The following is a 17,734-nucleotide window of genomic DNA, read 5'->3' as shown; positions in this document are numbered from 1 at the left end:
AGGCCGAGCAGGGCGGACGGACCGGCCGCGGCGCCTCGCGGAGAGGGGACGGTGATTGCCGGAATCCGGCAGGGAGGAGCGAACCCGGTTTGCCCATCACGTCCGTGGTGCTCCCGCCCACGGTCGGGGAGGCTGTGGCGGGGGATTCGAAGCGACGCCCGGACGGCACGGCTTCGCGGCGGACGAGGAGGGGCGAGTGGTGACGACGGTGCGGACGGGCCACGGGGCGGGCGGATCGCCGCCGCCCCCGCCGAGCGGGGACCGACCCGCCCGACGAGCCCCGATCGGAGAGCGGATCGTGGGTGTGGTGCTGGTCGCCCTCTCCCTGCTCCCGGCGTCGGCCTGCCACTTCGCCTTCACCACCGGGCTGCCGTCCTACACCGAGCGGTACCGGGACTACGCGGCGGCCGAGCCGTGCCCCGCCCACTCGACGGCGGAGAAGTGGGAGGACTGCCTGCGCACGGTCCCCCTCACCGTCGAGAGCACGGAGGTCGAGAAGCAGAAGAGGGGCGGTTACACGGCGTTCCTGCACGGCGCGCCCCTCGGGGACGAGGAAGTGGGGTTCGGCGATCCGGGGCCGCTGCTCGAACGGCTCCGGCCGGGGGACCGGGTCACGGCCACCGTCTGGCGCGGCGACGTCGTGGTGATCGGCAAGGACGGCGTTCGGCAGAGCTCCTCCGACGAGCCGCGCGACGACGCCCAGATGGTGGCCGCCGTCAGCACGCTCGCGGGACTCCTGTCGGCCCTGGCGCTGGGGTTCGGCGCGGTGGCGGTGGCCCGCGGCCACCGGCCCGGCAGGTGGCGCTCGTTCGGCAAACCGCTGCTCGGCACCGTGGTGATCACCTGCTTCGCCGTGGGGTTCCTCGCCCTGGGGTTCGGCCTCCCGTGGTGGGTCGTGCCCATCGTCGCGGTGTCGGTCGTGGCGTACGCGGCCTGGCTGTTCCACCGGCGCCGGACCCGGCGGGAGCAGCCGGCGCGGTGACGGCGCCGGCCGTCCGAGGGCCCGTCAGGCACCCGGCGACGGGGGCGACGGGGGCGGTGCGGTGAGGACGTCCTCCCGCCGGGCGAGCCGGAACCCGAGGTCGTCGATGCGCAGGGTCGGGTGGCTCTTGCGGCGGCACGACGCACGGCACCCGCGGGGATGGTCCTGCCAACCTCCGCCCCGGAACACCCGATACGGGCCGTAGACCTCGGGGTCGTAGACGTCCCAGCACCACTCCCACACGTTGCCGATCATGTCGTGGAGGCCCCACGCGTTCGGCGCCCTGGTGCCGACGTCGTGCACCTCGCCGCCGGAGTTCCCCCGGTACCAGGCGATCTCGTCCAACTCCCCGTACCGGACGCCGGAATCACCGGCCCTGCACGCGTACTCCCACTCCGCCTCGGACGGGAGGCGGTAGCCGTCCGCCTCCCGATCGCACAGCACGTCCCGTCCGTCGGGATCGTCGCCGATCGTGTAGCAGGGCCGAAGGCCCGCCGCCCGGGAGAGCAGGTCGCAGAACCGGACGGCGTCCAGCCAGGAGACCTCGGTCACCGGCGTCCGAGGCCCGGCCGGACTCGGGGGAGCCTCGCCCCGGACGGCGCGGTACAGCTCGCGGGTCACGGGATGGGCGGCCAGACGGAAGGCCCCGACCTCGACCTCCCACTCCGTCCTCGTCCCCTCGTCCCGCAGGACGATCCTCCCGGCCGGAATCCCGACCATGGCCACGGCGATCTCTCGGCTCGGCGCCGACTCGGGGCTCACCACCGGTCCGCTCCCCCTCACGGTCCATGTATGCCGGCGGGGCACGGACGCGTCCGCCGGTGGACGCGACCCTACGCGTCGGGGGAGCGGACGGCGCGGTGTTCGGGCGCGGGGTCGTCCACGCCGCGGACGTCGGGAGCGGACGGCGGACGCGTGGGCGCCTGGACCGTCAGCCCGCGCAGGGCGCGGTACGCGGTGCGGATGAACGTGGCGCGCAGGGTGGGGGAGCCGTTGGAGAGGGCCGCCAGGGCGGTGCGGGCGGTGGGCGAGAAGCCGACGAACGAGGTGAAGCCGCGCGTGCCGCCCGAGTGGAACAGCAGGTGGTGGGTGCCGCCGTCGTCCGCGGGGAGCGCGCGCCGCTTCCACACCAGGCACACCAGGTCGCCGCCGGGCTCGGCGACGCGCGGCCGGGTGACCTCGTACAGCGCGGTGCGCAGCGCGGCGTCGACGGTCGGGGGCGGGGAGAGCAGGGCCGTCAGGTAGCGCTCCGTGTCGCGGGCGCTGGAACGCAGCGCGCCCGCGCCGGGCAGGCCCGGGATGAGCCAGGGCGGCCGGGGGCGTCCGCGCAGGTGGCCGGTGGCCTGGGGGAGCGTGGGGTCGCAGGTGGTGTCCGTCAGCCCCAGCGGCTCCAGGACGCGATCGGCGAGCGCCTCGGCGTAGTCCGTCCCGGCGGCGTCGGCCAGCAGCCGACCCAGCAGGCCGACCCCGAAGTTGGAGTAGCGCACCCGCGTGCCGGGCGGGCGGCGCACCCGGGTCCGGGGGAGGGCGCGCAGCAGCCGGCCGGGGGTGAAGGTCTCGTACGGGTTGGTGTACCAGCGGGGCAGGGCCGCGAGCATCAGGCCCGGCGGCAGCCTGGGCAGTCCCGAGGTGTGGGTGGCCAGGTGGGTGAGGGTGATCCGGTCGCCGTGTCCCTCGGGCAGGAGGGGGCCGGGAAGGTGGGCGCCGATGGGGGCGTCGAGGCGGACCTCGCCCCGCTCCGCCATCACGGCCAGCAGCAGGGCGGTGAAGGTCTTGGTCACCGAGCCGAGTTCGAAACGGGTGTCGGGGGCCGCGCCCTCGCACAGCGTCGCCGATTCGTCGGCCCGCAGCGCCACGGTCGCCACCGCCGGGCCAGGCGCGGCGGTGGCGACCGTCTCCAGGATGCCGTGGAGTTCGGACGCCGCCGACTCGGAGCCGGGCTCGGGCCCGACGCCGGAACCGGCGGCGGTGGGGGCGGTCACCGGCCGGTGGCGCGGGAGAGCGCCAGGGTGCCCGCGACGGCGGCGACGACGGTGGGGTGGTGGTGGTCCCGGAAACGCTGGGCGGGGTCCTCGTCGACCTCCTTGCCGTCCCTGGGGACCAGCCCGTCCTCGTGCTGGGCGGCGGCCAGCGCGTCCCACGCGGCCGGGTCGAGGTACGGCTCCCCCAGGCAGGCGCCGACGATCAGCAGCTCGGCGAAGAGGTCCCACTCCTCCACCTCCCGCCACACGTCCAGCCACACCGGCAGCCACAGGTGGAGGTACTCCTCGACGCGCGGCGGCAGGTCGTGGGGCCGGGCGCCCCAGTCGGTGATGTGGAAGACGGTGTGGGTCACGGAGTAGGCCGTCATCCAGTCGATGACCCAGGGCTCGGGGGTGTTCCCCAGCCAGGTGGCGTCGGTGAGCCGCTTCCAGTCGATGTCGCGGTCGATGCCCATCAGACGCGCGGCGTTGGCGATGGCCAGCCGGCGGTTGGGCACCTGCTCGACGGCGTACACCGTGACCAGTCCGGCCAGGTGTTCCAGCAGCGCGTCCAGGCGCGCGTGCCGGTAGCCGGCGCGGACGAAGTGCGTGTACAGCTCCAGCGGGTCGGTCATCATCATGTACCGGAGCTGGCGCTCGTAGAGCATGTCGCCGCCGCGCAGTTCCCACCAGGCGAAGTCGAGCAGCTCACGGGCCGTCTTCGCCTCCCGGTCGGAGGCCGGGCCCTCGCGGAGCACCAGGGAGGCGGCCAGGGCGGTCTCGCCCAGGGGCTTGTAGATGCTGTCGGGGTGGGCGAGTTCGGCCGTGGTGCCGGGGGGCAGGGTGCCCAGTTCGCAGTGGCGGCGCAGCCAGCCGAGGGCGCGGCCGGCGACCAGGCGCGCCGACTCCCGCACCGGGGCCGGGGCCGGGGCGCTCATGGGGGACGTGGTCATGGTGTCGGGCCTCCCGGCCTCTCCGTCCGGTCCGCCCGTTCCAGCATGCGGCGGGCGATCGCGGTGTCCAGGGCGGTGCGCGCCCCGCCCACGCCGTGCAGTTCGATGTGTCGCACCATGGCCGCCACGTCGAGGTCCGGCCGCGTCCCGCGGAGCCGCGCGCAGGCGAGCCAGCGGGCCAGACAGGCCGCGATCGGGTAGTCGCGGCGGAGCATCGCGCGGGTCGCGCCCCGTGCCAGGGCGCGGCACCGCCGGTCCGCCGCCTCGTGGACGGGGCCGTCGATCCCCGGCAGGGCGAGGGGGGAGAGTCGCGCCATGCGCAGGGACCAGGCCCGCCAGGGGGAGTCCGCCTGCTCGTCGTCGTCCCCGTCGCCGTCCCCGTCGCCGTCCGTGAGGCTCCGCGGTTCGGGTGCGCCCAGGAGGTCGTCGCCGCCGTACCGGACCAGGAGCCGCGAGGTGGTCCAGTCGCGCCACACCGCCTCGGGCGTGGCGTCCGGCGCGGGAGGGAAGATCCGGAAGGACTCGGTCACCACCCGGACGTCGGCGGGGCCGAAGGAGCCCGTGCCGAGCAGGACGGGAGCGAAGACGTCGGGCCCCAACACCCGTACGGCCGCCAGGGCCGCCTTGGGGTCGGGCGCGCCGTCCACGTGGTGTGCCACCACCACCGTGTCCTCGGCGCCCCGCAGGGCGCCGAGGACACGGTCGGCCAGACTCTCCACCGCCGCGGTGTACGCCGCGCGCGGCGAGACGTCCGGATTCGGCATCAGTGACCTACCTCTCTGGATCGGTCTGTCATGGTGTGCCGTTCTGTCGTGTTCTGTCGCGTTCCGCCGTATCCCGTCGCATTCCGCCGTGAAGCGGCGGGCCGTCACTTCTCCTTGGGCTCCTTGGGGGAGAGGAGGAGCGCGAGCAGCAGGACGCCGATCGCCTCGGGGGCCCACACCGGCGCGTCGCTGATCGGGGCCTCACGGACGGTCATCAGGTCGGCGACCGTGTCCCGCTCGGTCGGGTCGGCGGGGACGAGCGTGGTTCCGGTCGTTGCGTAAGTGAGCATCTGGTCCTCCTGAACGTGCTGCTCGGTACGTTGGCACCGCCCGTACGAGCGGCTCCGCGATCGACGCTACGGAAGCGGGTGCGGGCACGCACGTGATCAATTGTTCGCGTTTGCGCACTCCGGGATCCTGTGCTCGGGCGGCGAAGGGGCGGAAAAGGCCGGAGGAAAGCCGGAGAGGAAGGGGCGGGCGACTCTCCGCGCCCGCGTCGGGGGCCGGAAAATTCATGCCTGAATTCACCCGTGTGTACCAATGGCGCAACCCTTTTGCCGCGCCCTCCCGGTGGTCGGGAACGGCGGGTGCGGAGGGCGTCGAACGGCGAGTGGTCCGCCGCCCGGCGCGGCCGGTCGGAGCGACGGGGAGCACCCGCGGAGGGCCTGTGGATTCCCGGCGGGCTCCCTGTGGGGACTCCTGGGGGCGGACGTCCGGCGAACGTCCCGAGCCGCCCGCCGACGACGTGATCGCCACCCGCCCCGTCGGTGCCCGCCCGGTGCCGCCCGGTGTCGCGTCCGCACCGGGCGAATCCCGGTTACCCGGACGGCTCACGACGACAGGACAGCGGTGCCGAGCGGTCCCAGGCTGTCTTGTAGGAGGTACGCCCGGACGGGACGCGGACGCCTGGCCGGCCGTGCGGCCGGTGCCGTGCTCGCGCTCGCTGGAGGTGCCGGATGCCGCAGGTGCAGGTGCATGTGTCCATACCGCTGCCGGTCGAGGAGGTGTTCTCCTTCCTCGCCGACGGACGCAACCTGGCCGTCTGGCACTCGGGTGTGGTGTCGGTCCGCCCGGACGGCGACGACCCCTCCGGATGCGTGTACCGGTACCTCTTCCCCGGCCGTCGGCGCGAGTGCCGACTGGTCCGCACGGTGTACCGGCCGCCGATGCGGGTGGGGTTCGTCGGCCGGCGGATGTGGACGCCGTTGGGCACGCAGGTGCCGCGGTTCGACTTCCGGCTGTGGCCCCTGGGCGACGCCTGCCGCGTGGAGGTGGGGGTGACCTCCCACCTCTCCGGGGCGATGGTGCTGCTGTGGCCGGTGGTGGCCTGTGGTTGGCGGCGTGATCTGCCGGTCGACGCGCAGCGGCTGTACGAGGTGCTGTGCGGTGACGGGAGACCCCAGGAGGCCGAAGAAGCCGAGGGAGCCGGGGAGGCGGCCGTGGTCGCGGCGAGGGGAACGGCGAACGCCGGCCCGAGTGCCGTCTCCGACCCGGCCGAGCCGTCCCGGCCGCCGTCCGCCCACCACGCCCGGCTCCCCGCCCTGCACGGCTGACCGGCCGTACGGCCGACCTTCCGGTGCCCCACCCCGCTCGGGTGGGGCACCGGGCGTGTCGCCGCCGGTTCCGCCCGGTGGAGGAGCCGGGGCGTCGCGCGGGGGAGATGACCCGAACGGCTCACGAGCGCAGGACACCCGCACCGAACGGACCCAGCCTGGCTGTGTAGGAGGAAGGACCGGACGGGACGTCGGTGCCTGGTCGATCGAGTGGCCGGTGCTGCGCTCGCAGGAGGTGCCGGATGCCGCAGGTGCGGGTGTACGTGTCCATACCCAGGCCGGTCGAGGAGGTGTTCTCCTTCCTCGCCGACGGGTGCAATCTGGCCGCCTGGCACTCGGGGGTGATGTCGGTCCGCCCGGACGGGGCGGAGGAGTCGTACCGCTACCGGTTTCCGGGCCGTCGGCGTGAGTGCCGGTTGAGTCGGACGGTGTGCGAGCCGCCGACGCGGGTGGGGTTCGTCGGCCAGCGGATGTGGACGCCGTTGGGCACGCAGGTGCCGCGGTTCGACTTCCGGCTGTGGCCGTGGGAGGGGGGTTCCCGGGTGGAGGTGGGGGTGACCTCCCGCCTCTCCGGGGCGATGGTGCTGCTGTGGCCGGTGGTGGCCTGTGGCTGGCGGCGTGATCTGCCGGTCGACGCGCAGCAGTTGTACGAGGTGCTGTGCGGTGTCGAGAGGCCCGAGGAGGCCGAGGAGGCGGCCGTGGTCGCGGTGCGGGAGACGGCGGGCGGCGGTCCGAGCGCCGGTGCCGCGCCGGACGCCTCCGCCGGCGTCTCCGGCGCGGGGACACCGGCGGGCGCGGTCCGCGGGGCCGGCGGCCTCGGCCCCGACATCAGCACCGATCCGGGCTTCGGCCCGGCGGAGCCGTGCTGGAGGGATCCGGTTCGGTCACGGACGCCGTGGCCGGCGGCACGCCGCTTCCGGCTCCCCGTCCCGCGCGGCTGACCCGGGCGTGCGGCGCCCCGCCCCGTCGGTGTCCCGGGGCGGGGCGTTCCCCCTCACGCTCCCTCGGATCAGTCCATGCCCAGGCCGCGGCGGCCGGTCTCGTTGAGCCGGTCGGGTCCGAAGCGGTCGTCCCAGGTGCTCTCGTAGTGCTCCTCGGGGAAGTCGCTCGGGCTGCGGCCGGTGAGGAAGGCCTCCCGGACGCTCTCGGCGTACCGCTCGTTGCGCGGGCACCAGGGCGCGGCGGGGATGTACATGACGTTGCCCCAGCCCTTCTGGTCCGTCACCGGCGCGACGCTGTGGATCATGTCGCAGTGCCACCAGACCGAGTCGCCGGCCTTGATGTCGGGCAGCCCGGTGAGGGCGCGCAACAGCGGGGCGTGCCACTGCTCGCTCACCGGGAAGACCCGGTTGACGGTGACGCCGCACATGTCGTCCTCGGGCACGTCCGGCAGGAGCGGGCGCAGCATCAGGTAGGCCATCGCCTCGGGGATCGGCACGGTGTGCAGCACGCCTTGGTCGTGGTCCATGTCGGACAGGGCGGTCCAGCCCTGGAAGGTGCGGAACGCCGAGCACATGGTGGTGCCGGGGTACTGGGGTCCGGCGGTGCGGTGGGAGGCGTCCCAGGGGTCGTACTCCTCGACGGTGCCGTCGAAGAGGTGGTGGAAGGCCCGTTGGTACTCGCCGGTCATCCACAGGTCGAGGGTGCCGGGGTCGCAGTGGGTGCCCAGGCCGGCCGAGTCGGTCCCCGGCGGGCGGCGGCGGATCCGGTCGGGGTAGACGGCGTTGCGCTCCGGGTCGAACCAGCGCACCCCGTCGGACTCGTGCTTCCACAGGCGGTTGAGGAAGACCTGGACGTCGGCCATCCGGTCGCTCTGACGGGCCTCCATCTGGGCGGGGGACCAGTAGATCGGGTAGATCTCGGGCTTGGATCCGACGCTGCCGAAGAAGTCGTCGCCGGGCCCGGAGTAGTTCTCGAAGAACTTGTTCCGCTCGACGTAGTCGACGATGTCGGCGTCCCAGGCCAGGGCCTGCTCGCGGTCGAAGTGGCCGCGGACGACCAGGCAGCCGCGGCGGCGGAGCTTGTCGAGCTGCTCGGCGGTCACGGTGCCGTTCGCGATGTCGGCGTAGTCGATGATCGGCCAGACGCTCTCGCCGCGCTCCCGGTCGGCCTCGATCTCGGCGACCCGGGCCTCGATCCGTTCCTCGACGGCGGCGAACACCTCCGCCACGGTGCGGCCGGAGGCCTCGATGCGGGCGCGGAGGGCGGGCTTGATCCGTCGGATGGCCTCGGCCAGGTCGTCGGGGGTGGTCTCCCAGTGGGGGAGGGCCGGGAGGTGCTGTTGTTCGGTGGCGGTCGTCACTGCGAGCTCCTTTGGTCAGGAGTCCTAACTATGGGCTCAACGTAACCTTCCCCGCATCTTTGGGCAACACTCCTGACTAAACTGCTCGCATGCCCGTCGCCAAGCCGTCGCTGGAGCTGCTGCGCTCGATCACCGACGAGAACGTGCTGCGCGCGCTCATGGAGCGGCGGCGACTGACCCGCGCGGAGATCGCCGCGGTGACGGGGATCTCCAAACCGACGATCTCCGACAGTGTGCGGCGGCTGAGCGAGGCCGGCCTGCTGGCGGACACCGGGGAGCGCACCACCGGTCGGGGACGGTCGGGCTCCTACTACTCCCTCGCGGAGGACAGCGGCGCCGCCCTGGTGGCGAGCATCACCCCCTTCGGGGTGACGGCCGAGGCGGTGGACGCCTTCGGCCGGGTCGTCGCACGGACCGAGGCCGCGCTGGACCGGGCGCCCGGCCCGGACCGGGCCGCCGAGGCGCTCGCCCGGGTGGCGGGGGAGCTGCGGTCGCGCGTCCGGGGCGGGCTGCGGACCGCGGTGGTCAGCGCGGCGGACCCGGTCGACCGCACGACGGGACGGCTCGTCCACCTCCCGGACGCCCCGTTCCTGGTCGGGGACCTGGACCCGGCCGCGGTCCTGGCGCCCCTGGTCCACGGGCCGGTGCTGGTGGACAACGACGTCAACTGGGCCGCGCGCGCCGAGCGCGGCGCCGGCTGCGCCCGAGGCGTCGACGACTTCGTCTACGTCCACCTCGGCGAGGGCCTGGGCTGCGCGGTGGTGAGCGACGCCGAGGTCCGCCGGGGACACCACGGCCTGGCCGGCGAGATCGCCCACCTGTACACGGCGGGACCGGACGGCACGGCGATGCCGTTCACCCGCGTCTTCGCCGAACTCGGGCTCCGCCGGGAGGGCTCGACCGCCGTCGACGTGGCGGCGCTGCGCGCTGCGGCCTTCGGGGCCGGCGAGGAGGCGGCCCGTACGCGCGCGGCGCTGGCCCGCGCCGTGTGCGGGGTCGTCGCCGCGGCCGTCGCCCTGACCGACCCGCGCCTGGTGGTGGTCGGAGGGCCGTGGGGCGTGGAACCGGAGATGACCGAGGCGATCGGCGAGGAGCTCGCGAGGACCCCGCGCGGTGTGCCGGTCGTCGCGGCGCGGGTCGAGGCGCCCGAACTGGTCGGCGCCCGCGACCGGGCCGTGGAGGAGCTGAGGAACCTCATCGTCGCCGCGCTGCGCCCGGCCGACTGACCCGGCCCCGACCCGACCCGTGCGGGCCGGCCCCGAAACCGTGCCGGACGCCCGGACGATTGCCTAGGGTGAGGGCGGGGGACCGAATCGAACGGGGGACGCATGCCGTTCACGCTCAGCCATGCCGCCGCCGCGTTGCCGGGCATCCGCGCGGACGCCACCGGGCGCGGACGCCTGGTGGCGTCCGCACTGGTCGCCGGCACGCTCGCCCCGGACATGACGTACTACGCCGCCAGCGTGGCCCCCGCCGCCATGCGGTGGGGCGACCTCACCCACTCGCCGATCGGCGTGCTCGCCGTGGACGTGGCGATCGCGGCGGCGCTGGTCGGCGCGTGGCTGCTGCTGCGGGAGCCGCTGTTGGCGCTGCTGCCCGAGGGCCGGCGGGGGAAGGCGTGCGCGCTCGTCCGGGGACGGACCTGGCGCGGACGTCCGCCCGTCGAGACGCTGCTGTGGGGGTGCCTCTCGGCGGCGCTGGGCGCGGCCACCCACGTGTTCTGGGACTCCTTCACTCACATGGACCGCTGGGGCGTGCGGTGGATCACGGTGCTGGACGAGCGGGTGCTGGGCGTCCCGCTGTACCACCAGCTCCAGTACGGCGGGTCCGCCGTCGCCCTGGTGGTGATCGCCGCCTTCCTGGTCAGGGTGTGGCGCCGGCTGCCCGAGACGGCGGACCCTCCGGGGAGCCACGCGCCGCCCCGGTTCTCCCGACGCGGACGGCTCGGCGCGGTGGCGCTGTTGGGCGGCGCGGCCGTCGCCGGGGCCGTGCACCGCTGCGTGCGCCGGGCCGCGACGACGCCGGACGCGATCCCGTGGGACGGCTACGTTCCCACCGCGATGTTCGGGGCGGGCGCGGGTCTCGCGGCGGCGCTGGCGGTGTACGCGGCGGTGGCCCACACGGTCGCGGCGCGGGCCCGCCGGCGCGGGCGGGAACCCGTCGGCGGGTCCACCGGCGGGTCCACCGACGAGACGGTCCGCGAGCCCGTCGCCGAGCCCGTCGAGCCCGCCGAGTTCGCACAGTCCGTCGGCGAGCCCGTCAGCGGGCGAGCGGATCGCGGTGCAGCGACTTGACCCGTCCCTCCAGCATCGCGCCCAGGCCCTCCACCGCGCAGACGGCCGGTTGTTCGGCCACGTGCACCGGCATGCCGGTGGCCTGACGGAGCATCGAGTCCAGCCCCGGCAGCAGAGCGCTGCCGCCCACCAGCATGATCCCGCGGTCCGCGAGGTCGGCGACCAGGTCGGGCTGGCACTGGCGCAGCACACCGCGGATGGCGTCCACCATCGCCGTCAACGGGGGCCGGATGGCGGCGCGCACACTCTCGGTGTCCACGTTCACCGTGCGGAACAGCCCGGTGGACACGTCCCGGCCGTACACCTCGGCCTCGGCCTGGTCGGACGGGGCGACGGACATCGCCAGGTGCAGGGGGTGGACGGCCTGGTGGGGGAGGAGCAACTCGTGCTGGTTGCGCAGGTGCTGGATCACGGCCCGGTCGATGATCTCGCCGCCCACCGGCACCGTCTCGGCGGCGACGATCGACCCCAGGGAGAGCACCGCGACGTGGGAGGAGGCCGCGCCGCACATCACGATCATCGTGGCCTCGGGCTCCTCCACGGGGAGTCCGGAACCGACGGCCGCCGCGATCAGGCTGTCCACCAGCTCCACCCGCCGCGCGCCCATCCCGGCGAGGGTCTCGACGGCGGCGCGGCGGACCAGCGGCTCGGCGTCGTGCGGGATGCACACGGCGGCGCGCAGCATCGGCTTGCGCCGCCAGGCCCGACGGATCCGGTCGCCGACCAGGGCGCGCAGCATCCGCCGGGCCATGTCGATGTCCACCACGGTTCCGTTGGACACCGGGCGGACGACCCGGATGTGCTCGGGGGTGCGGCCGACCATCCGCTCGGCGGGGGCGCCGACCGCGATCAGGGCGCCGGAGCGGGTGTTGACGGCGACGGCCGACGGCGCGTCCACGATGACGCCGAACCGTTTGAGGTAGACCCGGGTCCTGGCCGCGCCGAGGTCGACGGCTACGGAACAGCGGCGCAGTTGCTCAAGACTGACGGTCACAGCGGCATCTCCCCGTGGTGGCTCGATACGGACCGCCCACCCGGCGGCCCCGTCCTCATGGTGAGGGCCCTGCGGTGATCCCGCGCGTCGAACTGATCCGGACGGGCGAGGGCCGCCGGAGGGACCGCCCGCATCGAGTACCGGGCACCGCCGGGGAGGTGATGCCGGGTCAGGCGACGGGCGTTCCGACGGGCGCGTCGGCCTCCCCGGCGCCCCGGTCGAACTGGGTGCGGTACAGCTCCCCGTACCGTCCGTCCGCCGCCAGGAGCTCGTCGTGGGTGCCGCGCTCGACGATCCGGCCGTCCTCCACCACCAGGATCTGGTCGGCGGCCCGGACGGTGGAGAGACGGTGGGCGATCACCACGGAGGTGCGGCCCTCCAACGCCTCGGCCAGCGCCTCCTGGACGGCGGCCTCGGAGGTGGAGTCCAGGTGGGCGGTGGCCTCGTCGAGGATCACCACCCTCGGCCGGGCGAGCAGCAGCCGGGCGATGGTCAGCCGCTGGCGCTCGCCGCCGGAGAGGCGGTAGCCGCGCTCGCCGACGACCGTGTCCAGCCCGTCGGGCAGGGAGGCGACCAGCCCGTCCAGCCGGGCGCGGCGCAGCGCGTCCCACAGCTCGTCCTCGCCCGCCTCGGGCCGGGCGTACAGCAGGTTGGCGCGGATCGAGTCGTGGAAGAGGTGACCGTCCTGCGTGACCATGCCCAGTGTGGAGCGCAGGGAGGCGAAGGACAGCTCCCGCACGTCGACGCCGCCGATCCGCACCGTGCCGGCGTCGGCGTCGTACAGCCGCGGCACCAACTGGGCGATGGTGGACTTGCCCGCGCCGGAGGAGCCGACCAGGGCCACCATCCGCCCCGGCTCGGCGCGGAAGGACACCCCGTGCAGCACCTGTTCGCCGCCGCGGGAGTCGAGGACGGCGACCTCCTCCAGGGAGGCCAGGGAGACCTTCTCGGCGGACGGGTAGGCGAAGTCCACGCGGTCGAACTCCACCGAGACCGGTCCGTCGGGCACCTCGCGGGCGTCCTCGCGCTCCTCGATCAGGGGTTTCAGGTCCAACACCTCGAAGACGCGCTGGAAGCTGACGAGCGCGCCCATCACCTCCACCCGCGCCCCGGCCAGGGCGGTCAGCGGGGCGTAGAGCCGGGTGAGCAGCAGGGCCAGGGCCACCACCGAGCCGGCGTCCAGGCTCCCGCGCAGGGCGAGCAGGCCGCCCAGCCCGTAGACCAGGGCCAGCGCCAGGGCGGAGACCAGGGTGAGCGAGGTGAAGAAGACGTGCTGGAGCATGGCGGTGCGCACCCCGATGTCGCGGACGCGCCGGGCCCGCACGGCGAACTCCTCCGACTCCTTCCCGGGCCGTCCGAACAGCTTGACCAGGGTGGCGCCGGGGGCGGAGAACCGCTCGGTCATCTGGTTGCCCATCGTGGCGTTGTGGTCCGCGGCCTCCCGCGAGAGCCGGGCCAGCCGGCGTCCCAGGCGCCGCGCGGGCAGCAGGAAGACCGGCAGCAGCACCAGGGCGAACAGGGTGATCTGCCAGGACAGCCGCACCATGACCACCAGCGTCAGCAGCAGTGTGACGGTGTTGGCGACCACGTTGGACAGGGTGCTGCTGAAGGCCCGCTGGGCGCCGATGACGTCGTTGTTGAGCCGGCTGACCAGCGCGCCGGTGCGGGTGCGGGTGAAGAAGGCGATCGGCATGCGCTGGACGTGGTCGAAGACGGCCGTCCGCAGGTCGAGGATCACCCCCTCGCCGATCCGCGCCGACAGTCCGCGGGCGAGCAGCCCGACGGCGGCCTCGGCCACCGCGATGACCGCGATCAGCACCGCCAGCCGAACGACCGTGCCCGCCGCCGCGTCCCGCGCGGCGGCGTCCGCCGTGCCGCCGGAGATCGCGTCGACCACGCGGCCGGCGAGCACCGGGGTGGCCACGGCCAGCAGCGCCGAGACGGTGCTGAGCAGCAGGAAGAGCGCCAGACGTCGCCGGTGTGGACGGGCGAAGCCCAGGACGCGGCGCAGGGTGGCCCGGGAGAGGGCCGGTTGTTCCCGTGGGGCGTGGCGGGCCTGGCTGAGCGCCATCCACGCGGTGGTCTCCATGCTCATCGCGAGCACCTCCGGATTTCCGTCTCGGTGTTCCGGACGGTAGGGAATCAAGTCTGCTTGAGGTCAAGGACGACCCGCGGGGCGCCGGGCGGCCGGGCACGCGGGGGAGGGTTCCGCTCCGGGCGTCCGACGGGGGATCATTCGGGGGACCACCGATATCGACGCGGACTGTGAGCGGCCCGAGGCCGCCCGACCGACGGCACCGGCCTCCTCATCTCCGCGCCCACCCGAGGGCTTTCCAGGGGGAACAGATGACTGCCATCGGCGTATCCGAGGACCGGCTCCGCGAGGACCGGCTCTTCGCCGCGCTCGCCAACGCCACCCGGCGCGAGGTGCTGCGGCTGCTCCGTGTGGAGGGGCCACAGCCCGTGCAACGGCTGGCCGACCACTTCGACATGCGGCGCCCGAGCCTGTCGGAACACCTGAAGGTGCTCCGGGAGGCCGGGCTGGTCAGCGAACGCCGCATGGGACGGGAACGGCACTACCGACTGGAGGCCGGCCCGCTCAGCGAGGTGCGGGACTGGCTGACCCCGTACGAGCGGTTCTGGCGGGGGACGCTGGGGGATCTGCGTGATCTCCTCGACCGGGATCTCGATCGGGACCCCGACGAGTCCAGGGCGTGACACGGCGCGGGCGGCGGGACGGACACCGCGGGCGTCGCCATGGGCGCGCCCGCCACTCGTCCCGCCGTCCGTCCTGCCGTCCGTCCCACCACCCGCCCCGCCACCCGTTCGCACTGCCGACCGGAGTCGGCCGGTGGCGAAGCCTCCGGTTGGGGGCGGCTTCCGGACCCGGTGTCATGACACTGTGACAGCCTGTCGTGCACGTGCATCGGCACGTGCATCGGCACGTGAACGGCGTTATGATCCCGGGTGATCGACCGTTTCAGCACCCCGACCACACCGTCCGGGAGAGTCCGATGCCCCACGTGTACAACGGCATGGCAGCCAGGGACCTCCACGGGGTCGTCTGGCAGAAGAGCAGACACAGCAACTCCCAGGGGGCCTGCGTGGAATTCGCCAAGCTCCCGGGCGGCGACGTGGCCGTGCGGAACTCGCGCCACCCGGAGGGCCCCGCGCTGGTCTACACGCCCGCCGAGATCGAGGCGATGTTGCTCGGCGTCAAGGACGGCGAGTTCGACCACCTCGTACAGGACTGACGCCTGTACCGCGGTCGGGGTTCAGTCGGAACAGCGCCCAGACGATTTTTCCCGGCGAGGAGCCGTCCACCGGCTGCCAGCCCCAGCCGTCGCTGAAGGACTCGACGAGGAAGAGCCCGCGTCCGGACTCGGCCGCGCGGTCGAGCAGCTCCTCCATCGCGTCGGCGTCCAAGGGATCGGCCGGCCCGTCGTCGACCAGGGCCGTGAAATCGGGTGTCTTGACGACGGGGGCGTCCTTGCCGGGGTCGCGCACGGCGCACACCAGGCGGCCGGACCAGTGCATCAGGTGCAGCCGTACCGGCGGTTCCGCCCCGCGGGGCGCGGTGCCGGACAGGCCGTGGCGCAGGGCGTTGGTCACCAGTTCCGAGACCACGAGGGCCACGGTGTCGAAATGGTCCGTCAGTCCCCAGCGGACCAGCACGCTCCGGGTGAACTCACGGGCCGTGCGCACCGCTTCGCGGCGGGCCGGCAGGGCGCAGGAGGCGGAGCCGGAGAGCGCGTCGGGGCCGAGCGGCGGGAGGGCGTGCCATAACCGGTCGAGCACGGGCGGTCCTTCGGTCCCCATGGCGAGGCGCTCCTGGCGTTGCGGCGGTCTTGGCCCTGGCGGACCCCGTCAGCGGTCTTCTCGTCTCTCGTCCCGCTCGTTGCGCAGCATCGATGGATCGTGTCCATGCCCAAGTGCCCTGACACCGCGTGCACTTGCGCATTCCCATGGTTCCCAATGCCCACAGCAGATGCAAGGGCAGATGCACGTGCACGCGAGACTTTCGATTGTGTGTAACCGCGCGGGCACGCAACGGAGCGCATTGGTGGCAGACTGCCCCTGTGCCAGGGGTGGAGAGTTGATCACAACAGGAGCATGTCCGGTGAAAAACGGAGTGAACGGGGCCAACGGTTCAAGTGGTTCGATGGTGCGCCGTATCCTGCTCGGCTCCCAGTTGCGGCGGCTCCGGGAGGCTCGCGGGGTCACCCGCGAGGAAGCCGGGTACTCGATCCGCGCCTCCGAGTCGAAGATCAGCCGCATGGAGCTGGGGCGGGTCGGCTTCAAGGCGCGGGACGTCGAGGACCTGCTCACGCTGTACGGCGTCACCAGCGAGGCCGAGCGCGAACCGCTCCTGAACCTCGCCCGGGAGTCCAGTGTCGCCGGCTGGTGGCACAGCTACAGCGACGTACTGCCGAACTGGTTCCAGACCTACGTCGGGCTGGAGGGCGCGGCCTCCCACATCGGCGTCTACGAAGTCCAGTTCGTCTCGGGCCTGTTGCAGACGGAGGACTACGCCCGGTCGGTCGTCACCAGCGGCCACCGGACGGGGCTGTCCCAGGAGGAGGTCGACCGCCGCGTCGCCCTGCGCCTGGAGCGGCAGAAGCTGCTGCTGTCCGAGCAGGCGCCGCGGTTCCGCTGCGTGCTCGACGAGGCGGCGCTGCGCCGCCCGTACGGCGGCGGGAAGGTGATGGACGAGCAGTTGCGGCACCTGGCGGAGCTCTCCGAACTGCCTCACGTCCGGCTCCAGGTGATGCCGTTCGACACCGGCGGGCACCCCGCCGAGAGCGGGGCGTTCACCCTGCTGCGCTTCCCGGAGTCGGAGATCTCGGACATCGTCTACCTGGAGCACCTCACCGGCGCCCTCTACGTGGACAAGCCGGACGAGGTCGCCCAGTACGAGAGCGTGCTCGACCGCCTTCTGGAGAACAGCCTCTCCCCACAGGAGACCAGGGACCTCCTCGACCGCATCCGCCGGTCCCTCTAGACCGGTCCCTCTGGGTCGGTCCCTCGGACCGGGCGGCGTGACGCGCCGCCGGGCCCCTCGCCCCCGTCCCTCCCGTCCCACACCCCCCACTCCTCCACGCGCCCCGCTCCCCTGCCGGCGGGAACGGCCTGCCCGAGAGGTGTGAACGGGAGGCGTGCGCAAGAGGCGTGAAGTCGTCTCGTCGCGCCGCCGCTTGAGGACCGAAGCCGTCCGCAAGGCTCCCTACCTTCTCTTCTTGTCGGCGGGATCGAGCGGCGGTCCCGTCACCCGACGTTCGAGGAGACGACATGCCCGTTCCTGTTGCCGCCGAGGCCCCCGGCGACGAGCGCGGAGCCCTGCTCGCCTATCTGGAGGCCCAGCGCGGCGGTATCCGCCGCGCCCTCCACGGCCTCACCGAGGAGCAGGCGCGCGGCAAGCCCAGCGCGAGCGAGCTCTCGTTGGCCGGGCTGCTCAAGCACGTCGCGGTGGGGGAGCGCGACTGGCTGCGGACGATGCGCGGCGCGTTCGGCGAGGCCGGCGAGTCCTTCGACCTCCCGGAGCGGATGAAGGTGTGGGAGGAGAGCTTCGTCCCCGGCGAGGACGAGACGGTCGAGTCCCTGCTGGCCTTCTACGAGCGGACGGCCCGCGAGACCGAGGAGGCGGTGCGGGCCCTGCCCTCGCTCGACGTCACCTTCACCAACCCCAAGGTCCCCTGGGACGAGGGCGGCGAGCGGTCCTGGCGATGGGCCCTGCTCCACCTGATCGAGGAGGCCGCCCGGCACGCCGGCCACGCGGACGTCATCCGCGAGTCGATCGACGGCAAGGGCGCCTTCGACCTGGTCTTCGAGACGGGCGCGCTGCCCGAGCCGGACTGGTCCTCGATCCGGTGACGGGTCCGATGACGGTCCGACGGCGGTTCCGATGACGCACCGGGTTCCTCGGCGACGGAC

Annotated in this window: 18 protein-coding genes; 9 read left to right on the top strand and 9 right to left on the bottom strand. The window is 73.7% G+C overall.

What is annotated here, in order from left to right; translation table 11 throughout:
• The first annotated feature begins 196 nt into the window (after positions 1–196).
• A complete protein-coding gene (locus tag IF47_RS0114575) occupies positions 197–982 on the top strand; it encodes a hypothetical protein (protein ID WP_245641117.1) in 786 nt (261 codons plus the stop codon).
• A gap of 24 nt (positions 983–1,006) precedes the next feature.
• On the opposite strand, the gene IF47_RS0114570 is transcribed toward IF47_RS0114575, so the two are convergent.
• The 5 genes from IF47_RS0114570 to IF47_RS0114550 form a co-directional block, all read right to left on the bottom strand.
• Entirely contained in the window at positions 1,007–1,702 is a 696-nt protein-coding gene (locus IF47_RS0114570; RefSeq protein ID WP_051717693.1) for a formylglycine-generating enzyme family protein, read from the bottom strand.
• A gap of 113 nt (positions 1,703–1,815) precedes the next feature.
• Complete coding sequence (locus IF47_RS0114565; protein WP_078591824.1) at positions 1,816–2,964, bottom strand: serine hydrolase domain-containing protein; 1,149 nt, start codon at positions 2,962–2,964, stop codon at positions 1,816–1,818.
• A complete protein-coding gene (locus IF47_RS0114560; protein ID WP_245641116.1) occupies positions 2,961–3,896 on the bottom strand; it encodes a DUF6895 family protein in 936 nt (311 codons plus the stop codon). Before IF47_RS0114560 ends, IF47_RS0114565 begins: the two co-directional genes overlap by 4 nt.
• Positions 3,893–4,660, bottom strand: coding sequence for a hypothetical protein (locus tag IF47_RS0114555; RefSeq protein ID WP_051717672.1), 768 nt, complete (start codon positions 4,658–4,660; stop codon positions 3,893–3,895). Before IF47_RS0114555 ends, IF47_RS0114560 begins: the two co-directional genes overlap by 4 nt.
• 104 nt (positions 4,661–4,764) lie before the next feature.
• Complete coding sequence (locus tag IF47_RS0114550) at positions 4,765–4,950, bottom strand: hypothetical protein (protein ID WP_031509192.1); 186 nt, start codon at positions 4,948–4,950, stop codon at positions 4,765–4,767.
• A gap of 666 nt (positions 4,951–5,616) precedes the next feature.
• On the opposite strand from IF47_RS0114550, the gene IF47_RS0114545 reads away from it, so the two are divergent.
• Together IF47_RS0114545 and IF47_RS0114540 are read left to right on the top strand one after the other, a co-directional pair.
• Positions 5,617–6,213, top strand: coding sequence for an SRPBCC family protein (locus IF47_RS0114545; protein ID WP_031509191.1), 597 nt, complete (start codon positions 5,617–5,619; stop codon positions 6,211–6,213).
• A gap of 242 nt (positions 6,214–6,455) precedes the next feature.
• Positions 6,456–7,154, top strand: coding sequence for an SRPBCC family protein (locus IF47_RS0114540; protein WP_031509190.1), 699 nt, complete (start codon positions 6,456–6,458; stop codon positions 7,152–7,154).
• 68 nt (positions 7,155–7,222) lie between these two features.
• Here IF47_RS0114540 and IF47_RS0114535 read toward each other — a convergent pair whose 3' ends face one another.
• On the bottom strand, positions 7,223–8,515 hold the full coding sequence (locus IF47_RS0114535) for a DUF1479 domain-containing protein (RefSeq protein WP_031509189.1): 1,293 nt from the start codon (positions 8,513–8,515) through the stop codon (positions 7,223–7,225).
• An 89-nt stretch (positions 8,516–8,604) separates the two neighbouring features.
• On the opposite strand from IF47_RS0114535, the gene IF47_RS0114530 reads away from it, so the two are divergent.
• Both IF47_RS0114530 and IF47_RS0114525 read left to right on the top strand, forming a co-directional pair.
• On the top strand, positions 8,605–9,741 hold the full coding sequence (locus IF47_RS0114530) for an ROK family transcriptional regulator (RefSeq protein ID WP_031509188.1): 1,137 nt from the start codon (positions 8,605–8,607) through the stop codon (positions 9,739–9,741).
• A 102-nt stretch (positions 9,742–9,843) separates the two neighbouring features.
• Positions 9,844–10,809 carry a DUF4184 family protein gene (locus IF47_RS0114525; RefSeq protein WP_051717670.1) on the top strand — a complete coding sequence of 322 codons (966 nt, stop codon included), beginning with the start codon at positions 9,844–9,846 and terminating at the stop codon, positions 10,807–10,809.
• On the opposite strand, the gene mreB is transcribed toward IF47_RS0114525, so the two are convergent.
• Entirely contained in the window at positions 10,775–11,803 is a 1,029-nt protein-coding gene (gene mreB, locus IF47_RS0114520; protein ID WP_031509186.1) for a rod shape-determining protein, read from the bottom strand. The two genes, IF47_RS0114525 and mreB, sit on opposite strands and share 35 nt — an antisense overlap.
• 169 nt (positions 11,804–11,972) lie before the next feature.
• Complete coding sequence (locus tag IF47_RS0114515) at positions 11,973–13,898, bottom strand: ABC transporter ATP-binding protein (protein ID WP_031509185.1); 1,926 nt, start codon at positions 13,896–13,898, stop codon at positions 11,973–11,975.
• 251 nt (positions 13,899–14,149) lie between these two features.
• Between IF47_RS0114515 and IF47_RS0114510 the strand changes: the two genes are divergently transcribed.
• Both IF47_RS0114510 and IF47_RS0114505 read left to right on the top strand, forming a co-directional pair.
• On the top strand, positions 14,150–14,521 hold the full coding sequence (locus IF47_RS0114510; RefSeq protein ID WP_051717669.1) for an ArsR/SmtB family transcription factor: 372 nt from the start codon (positions 14,150–14,152) through the stop codon (positions 14,519–14,521).
• Positions 14,522–14,817: 296 nt separating this feature from the next.
• Positions 14,818–15,057, top strand: a complete 240-nt coding sequence (locus IF47_RS0114505) for a DUF397 domain-containing protein (RefSeq protein WP_031509183.1) — start codon at positions 14,818–14,820, stop codon at positions 15,055–15,057.
• On the opposite strand, the gene IF47_RS0114500 is transcribed toward IF47_RS0114505, so the two are convergent.
• Entirely contained in the window at positions 15,020–15,622 is a 603-nt protein-coding gene (locus IF47_RS0114500; RefSeq protein ID WP_051717667.1) for an ATP-binding protein, read from the bottom strand. The genes IF47_RS0114505 and IF47_RS0114500 overlap by 38 nt on opposite strands.
• 343 nt (positions 15,623–15,965) lie before the next feature.
• Here IF47_RS0114500 and IF47_RS0114495 point away from each other — a divergent pair, with 343 nt between their 5' ends.
• Both IF47_RS0114495 and IF47_RS0114490 read left to right on the top strand, forming a co-directional pair.
• Positions 15,966–16,805: a helix-turn-helix domain-containing protein gene (locus IF47_RS0114495; protein WP_031509181.1), complete on the top strand. Its 840-nt coding sequence runs from the start codon at positions 15,966–15,968 to the stop codon at positions 16,803–16,805.
• 287 nt (positions 16,806–17,092) lie between these two features.
• A complete protein-coding gene (locus tag IF47_RS0114490) occupies positions 17,093–17,674 on the top strand; it encodes a DinB family protein (protein ID WP_031509180.1) in 582 nt (193 codons plus the stop codon).
• Positions 17,675–17,734 lie beyond the last annotated feature (60 nt).

The organism is Streptomyces megasporus (genome assembly GCF_000718985.1).
Classification (GTDB): domain Bacteria; phylum Actinomycetota; class Actinomycetes; order Streptomycetales; family Streptomycetaceae; genus Streptomyces; species Streptomyces megasporus.
Note: the sequence above shows the minus strand (reverse complement) of the source record. Positions and strands in the feature narration are given on the sequence as shown.

What these genes read in the sequence shown, in the direction of transcription:
- IF47_RS0114560 (WP_245641116.1), bottom strand. Translation starts at nt 3,896, where the DNA reads ATGACCACGTCCCCCATGAGCGCCCCGGCCCCGGCCCCGGTGCGGGAG.
- IF47_RS0114550 (WP_031509192.1), bottom strand. Translation starts at nt 4,950, where the DNA reads ATGCTCACTTACGCAACGACCGGAACCACGCTCGTCCCCGCCGACCCG.
- IF47_RS0114540 (WP_031509190.1), top strand. Translation starts at nt 6,456, where the DNA reads ATGCCGCAGGTGCGGGTGTACGTGTCCATACCCAGGCCGGTCGAGGAG.
- IF47_RS0114570 (WP_051717693.1), bottom strand. Translation starts at nt 1,702, where the DNA reads ATGGTCGGGATTCCGGCCGGGAGGATCGTCCTGCGGGACGAGGGGACG.
- IF47_RS0114525 (WP_051717670.1), top strand. Translation starts at nt 9,844, where the DNA reads ATGCCGTTCACGCTCAGCCATGCCGCCGCCGCGTTGCCGGGCATCCGC.
- IF47_RS0114545 (WP_031509191.1), top strand. Translation starts at nt 5,617, where the DNA reads ATGCCGCAGGTGCAGGTGCATGTGTCCATACCGCTGCCGGTCGAGGAG.
- IF47_RS0114505 (WP_031509183.1), top strand. Translation starts at nt 14,818, where the DNA reads ATGCCCCACGTGTACAACGGCATGGCAGCCAGGGACCTCCACGGGGTC.
- IF47_RS0114500 (WP_051717667.1), bottom strand. Translation starts at nt 15,622, where the DNA reads ATGGGGACCGAAGGACCGCCCGTGCTCGACCGGTTATGGCACGCCCTC.
- IF47_RS0114530 (WP_031509188.1), top strand. Translation starts at nt 8,605, where the DNA reads ATGCCCGTCGCCAAGCCGTCGCTGGAGCTGCTGCGCTCGATCACCGAC.
- IF47_RS0114515 (WP_031509185.1), bottom strand. Translation starts at nt 13,898, where the DNA reads ATGAGCATGGAGACCACCGCGTGGATGGCGCTCAGCCAGGCCCGCCAC.
- IF47_RS0114555 (WP_051717672.1), bottom strand. Translation starts at nt 4,660, where the DNA reads ATGCCGAATCCGGACGTCTCGCCGCGCGCGGCGTACACCGCGGCGGTG.
- IF47_RS0114490 (WP_031509180.1), top strand. Translation starts at nt 17,093, where the DNA reads ATGCCCGTTCCTGTTGCCGCCGAGGCCCCCGGCGACGAGCGCGGAGCC.
- IF47_RS0114495 (WP_031509181.1), top strand. Translation starts at nt 15,966, where the DNA reads ATGGTGCGCCGTATCCTGCTCGGCTCCCAGTTGCGGCGGCTCCGGGAG.
- IF47_RS0114510 (WP_051717669.1), top strand. Translation starts at nt 14,150, where the DNA reads ATGACTGCCATCGGCGTATCCGAGGACCGGCTCCGCGAGGACCGGCTC.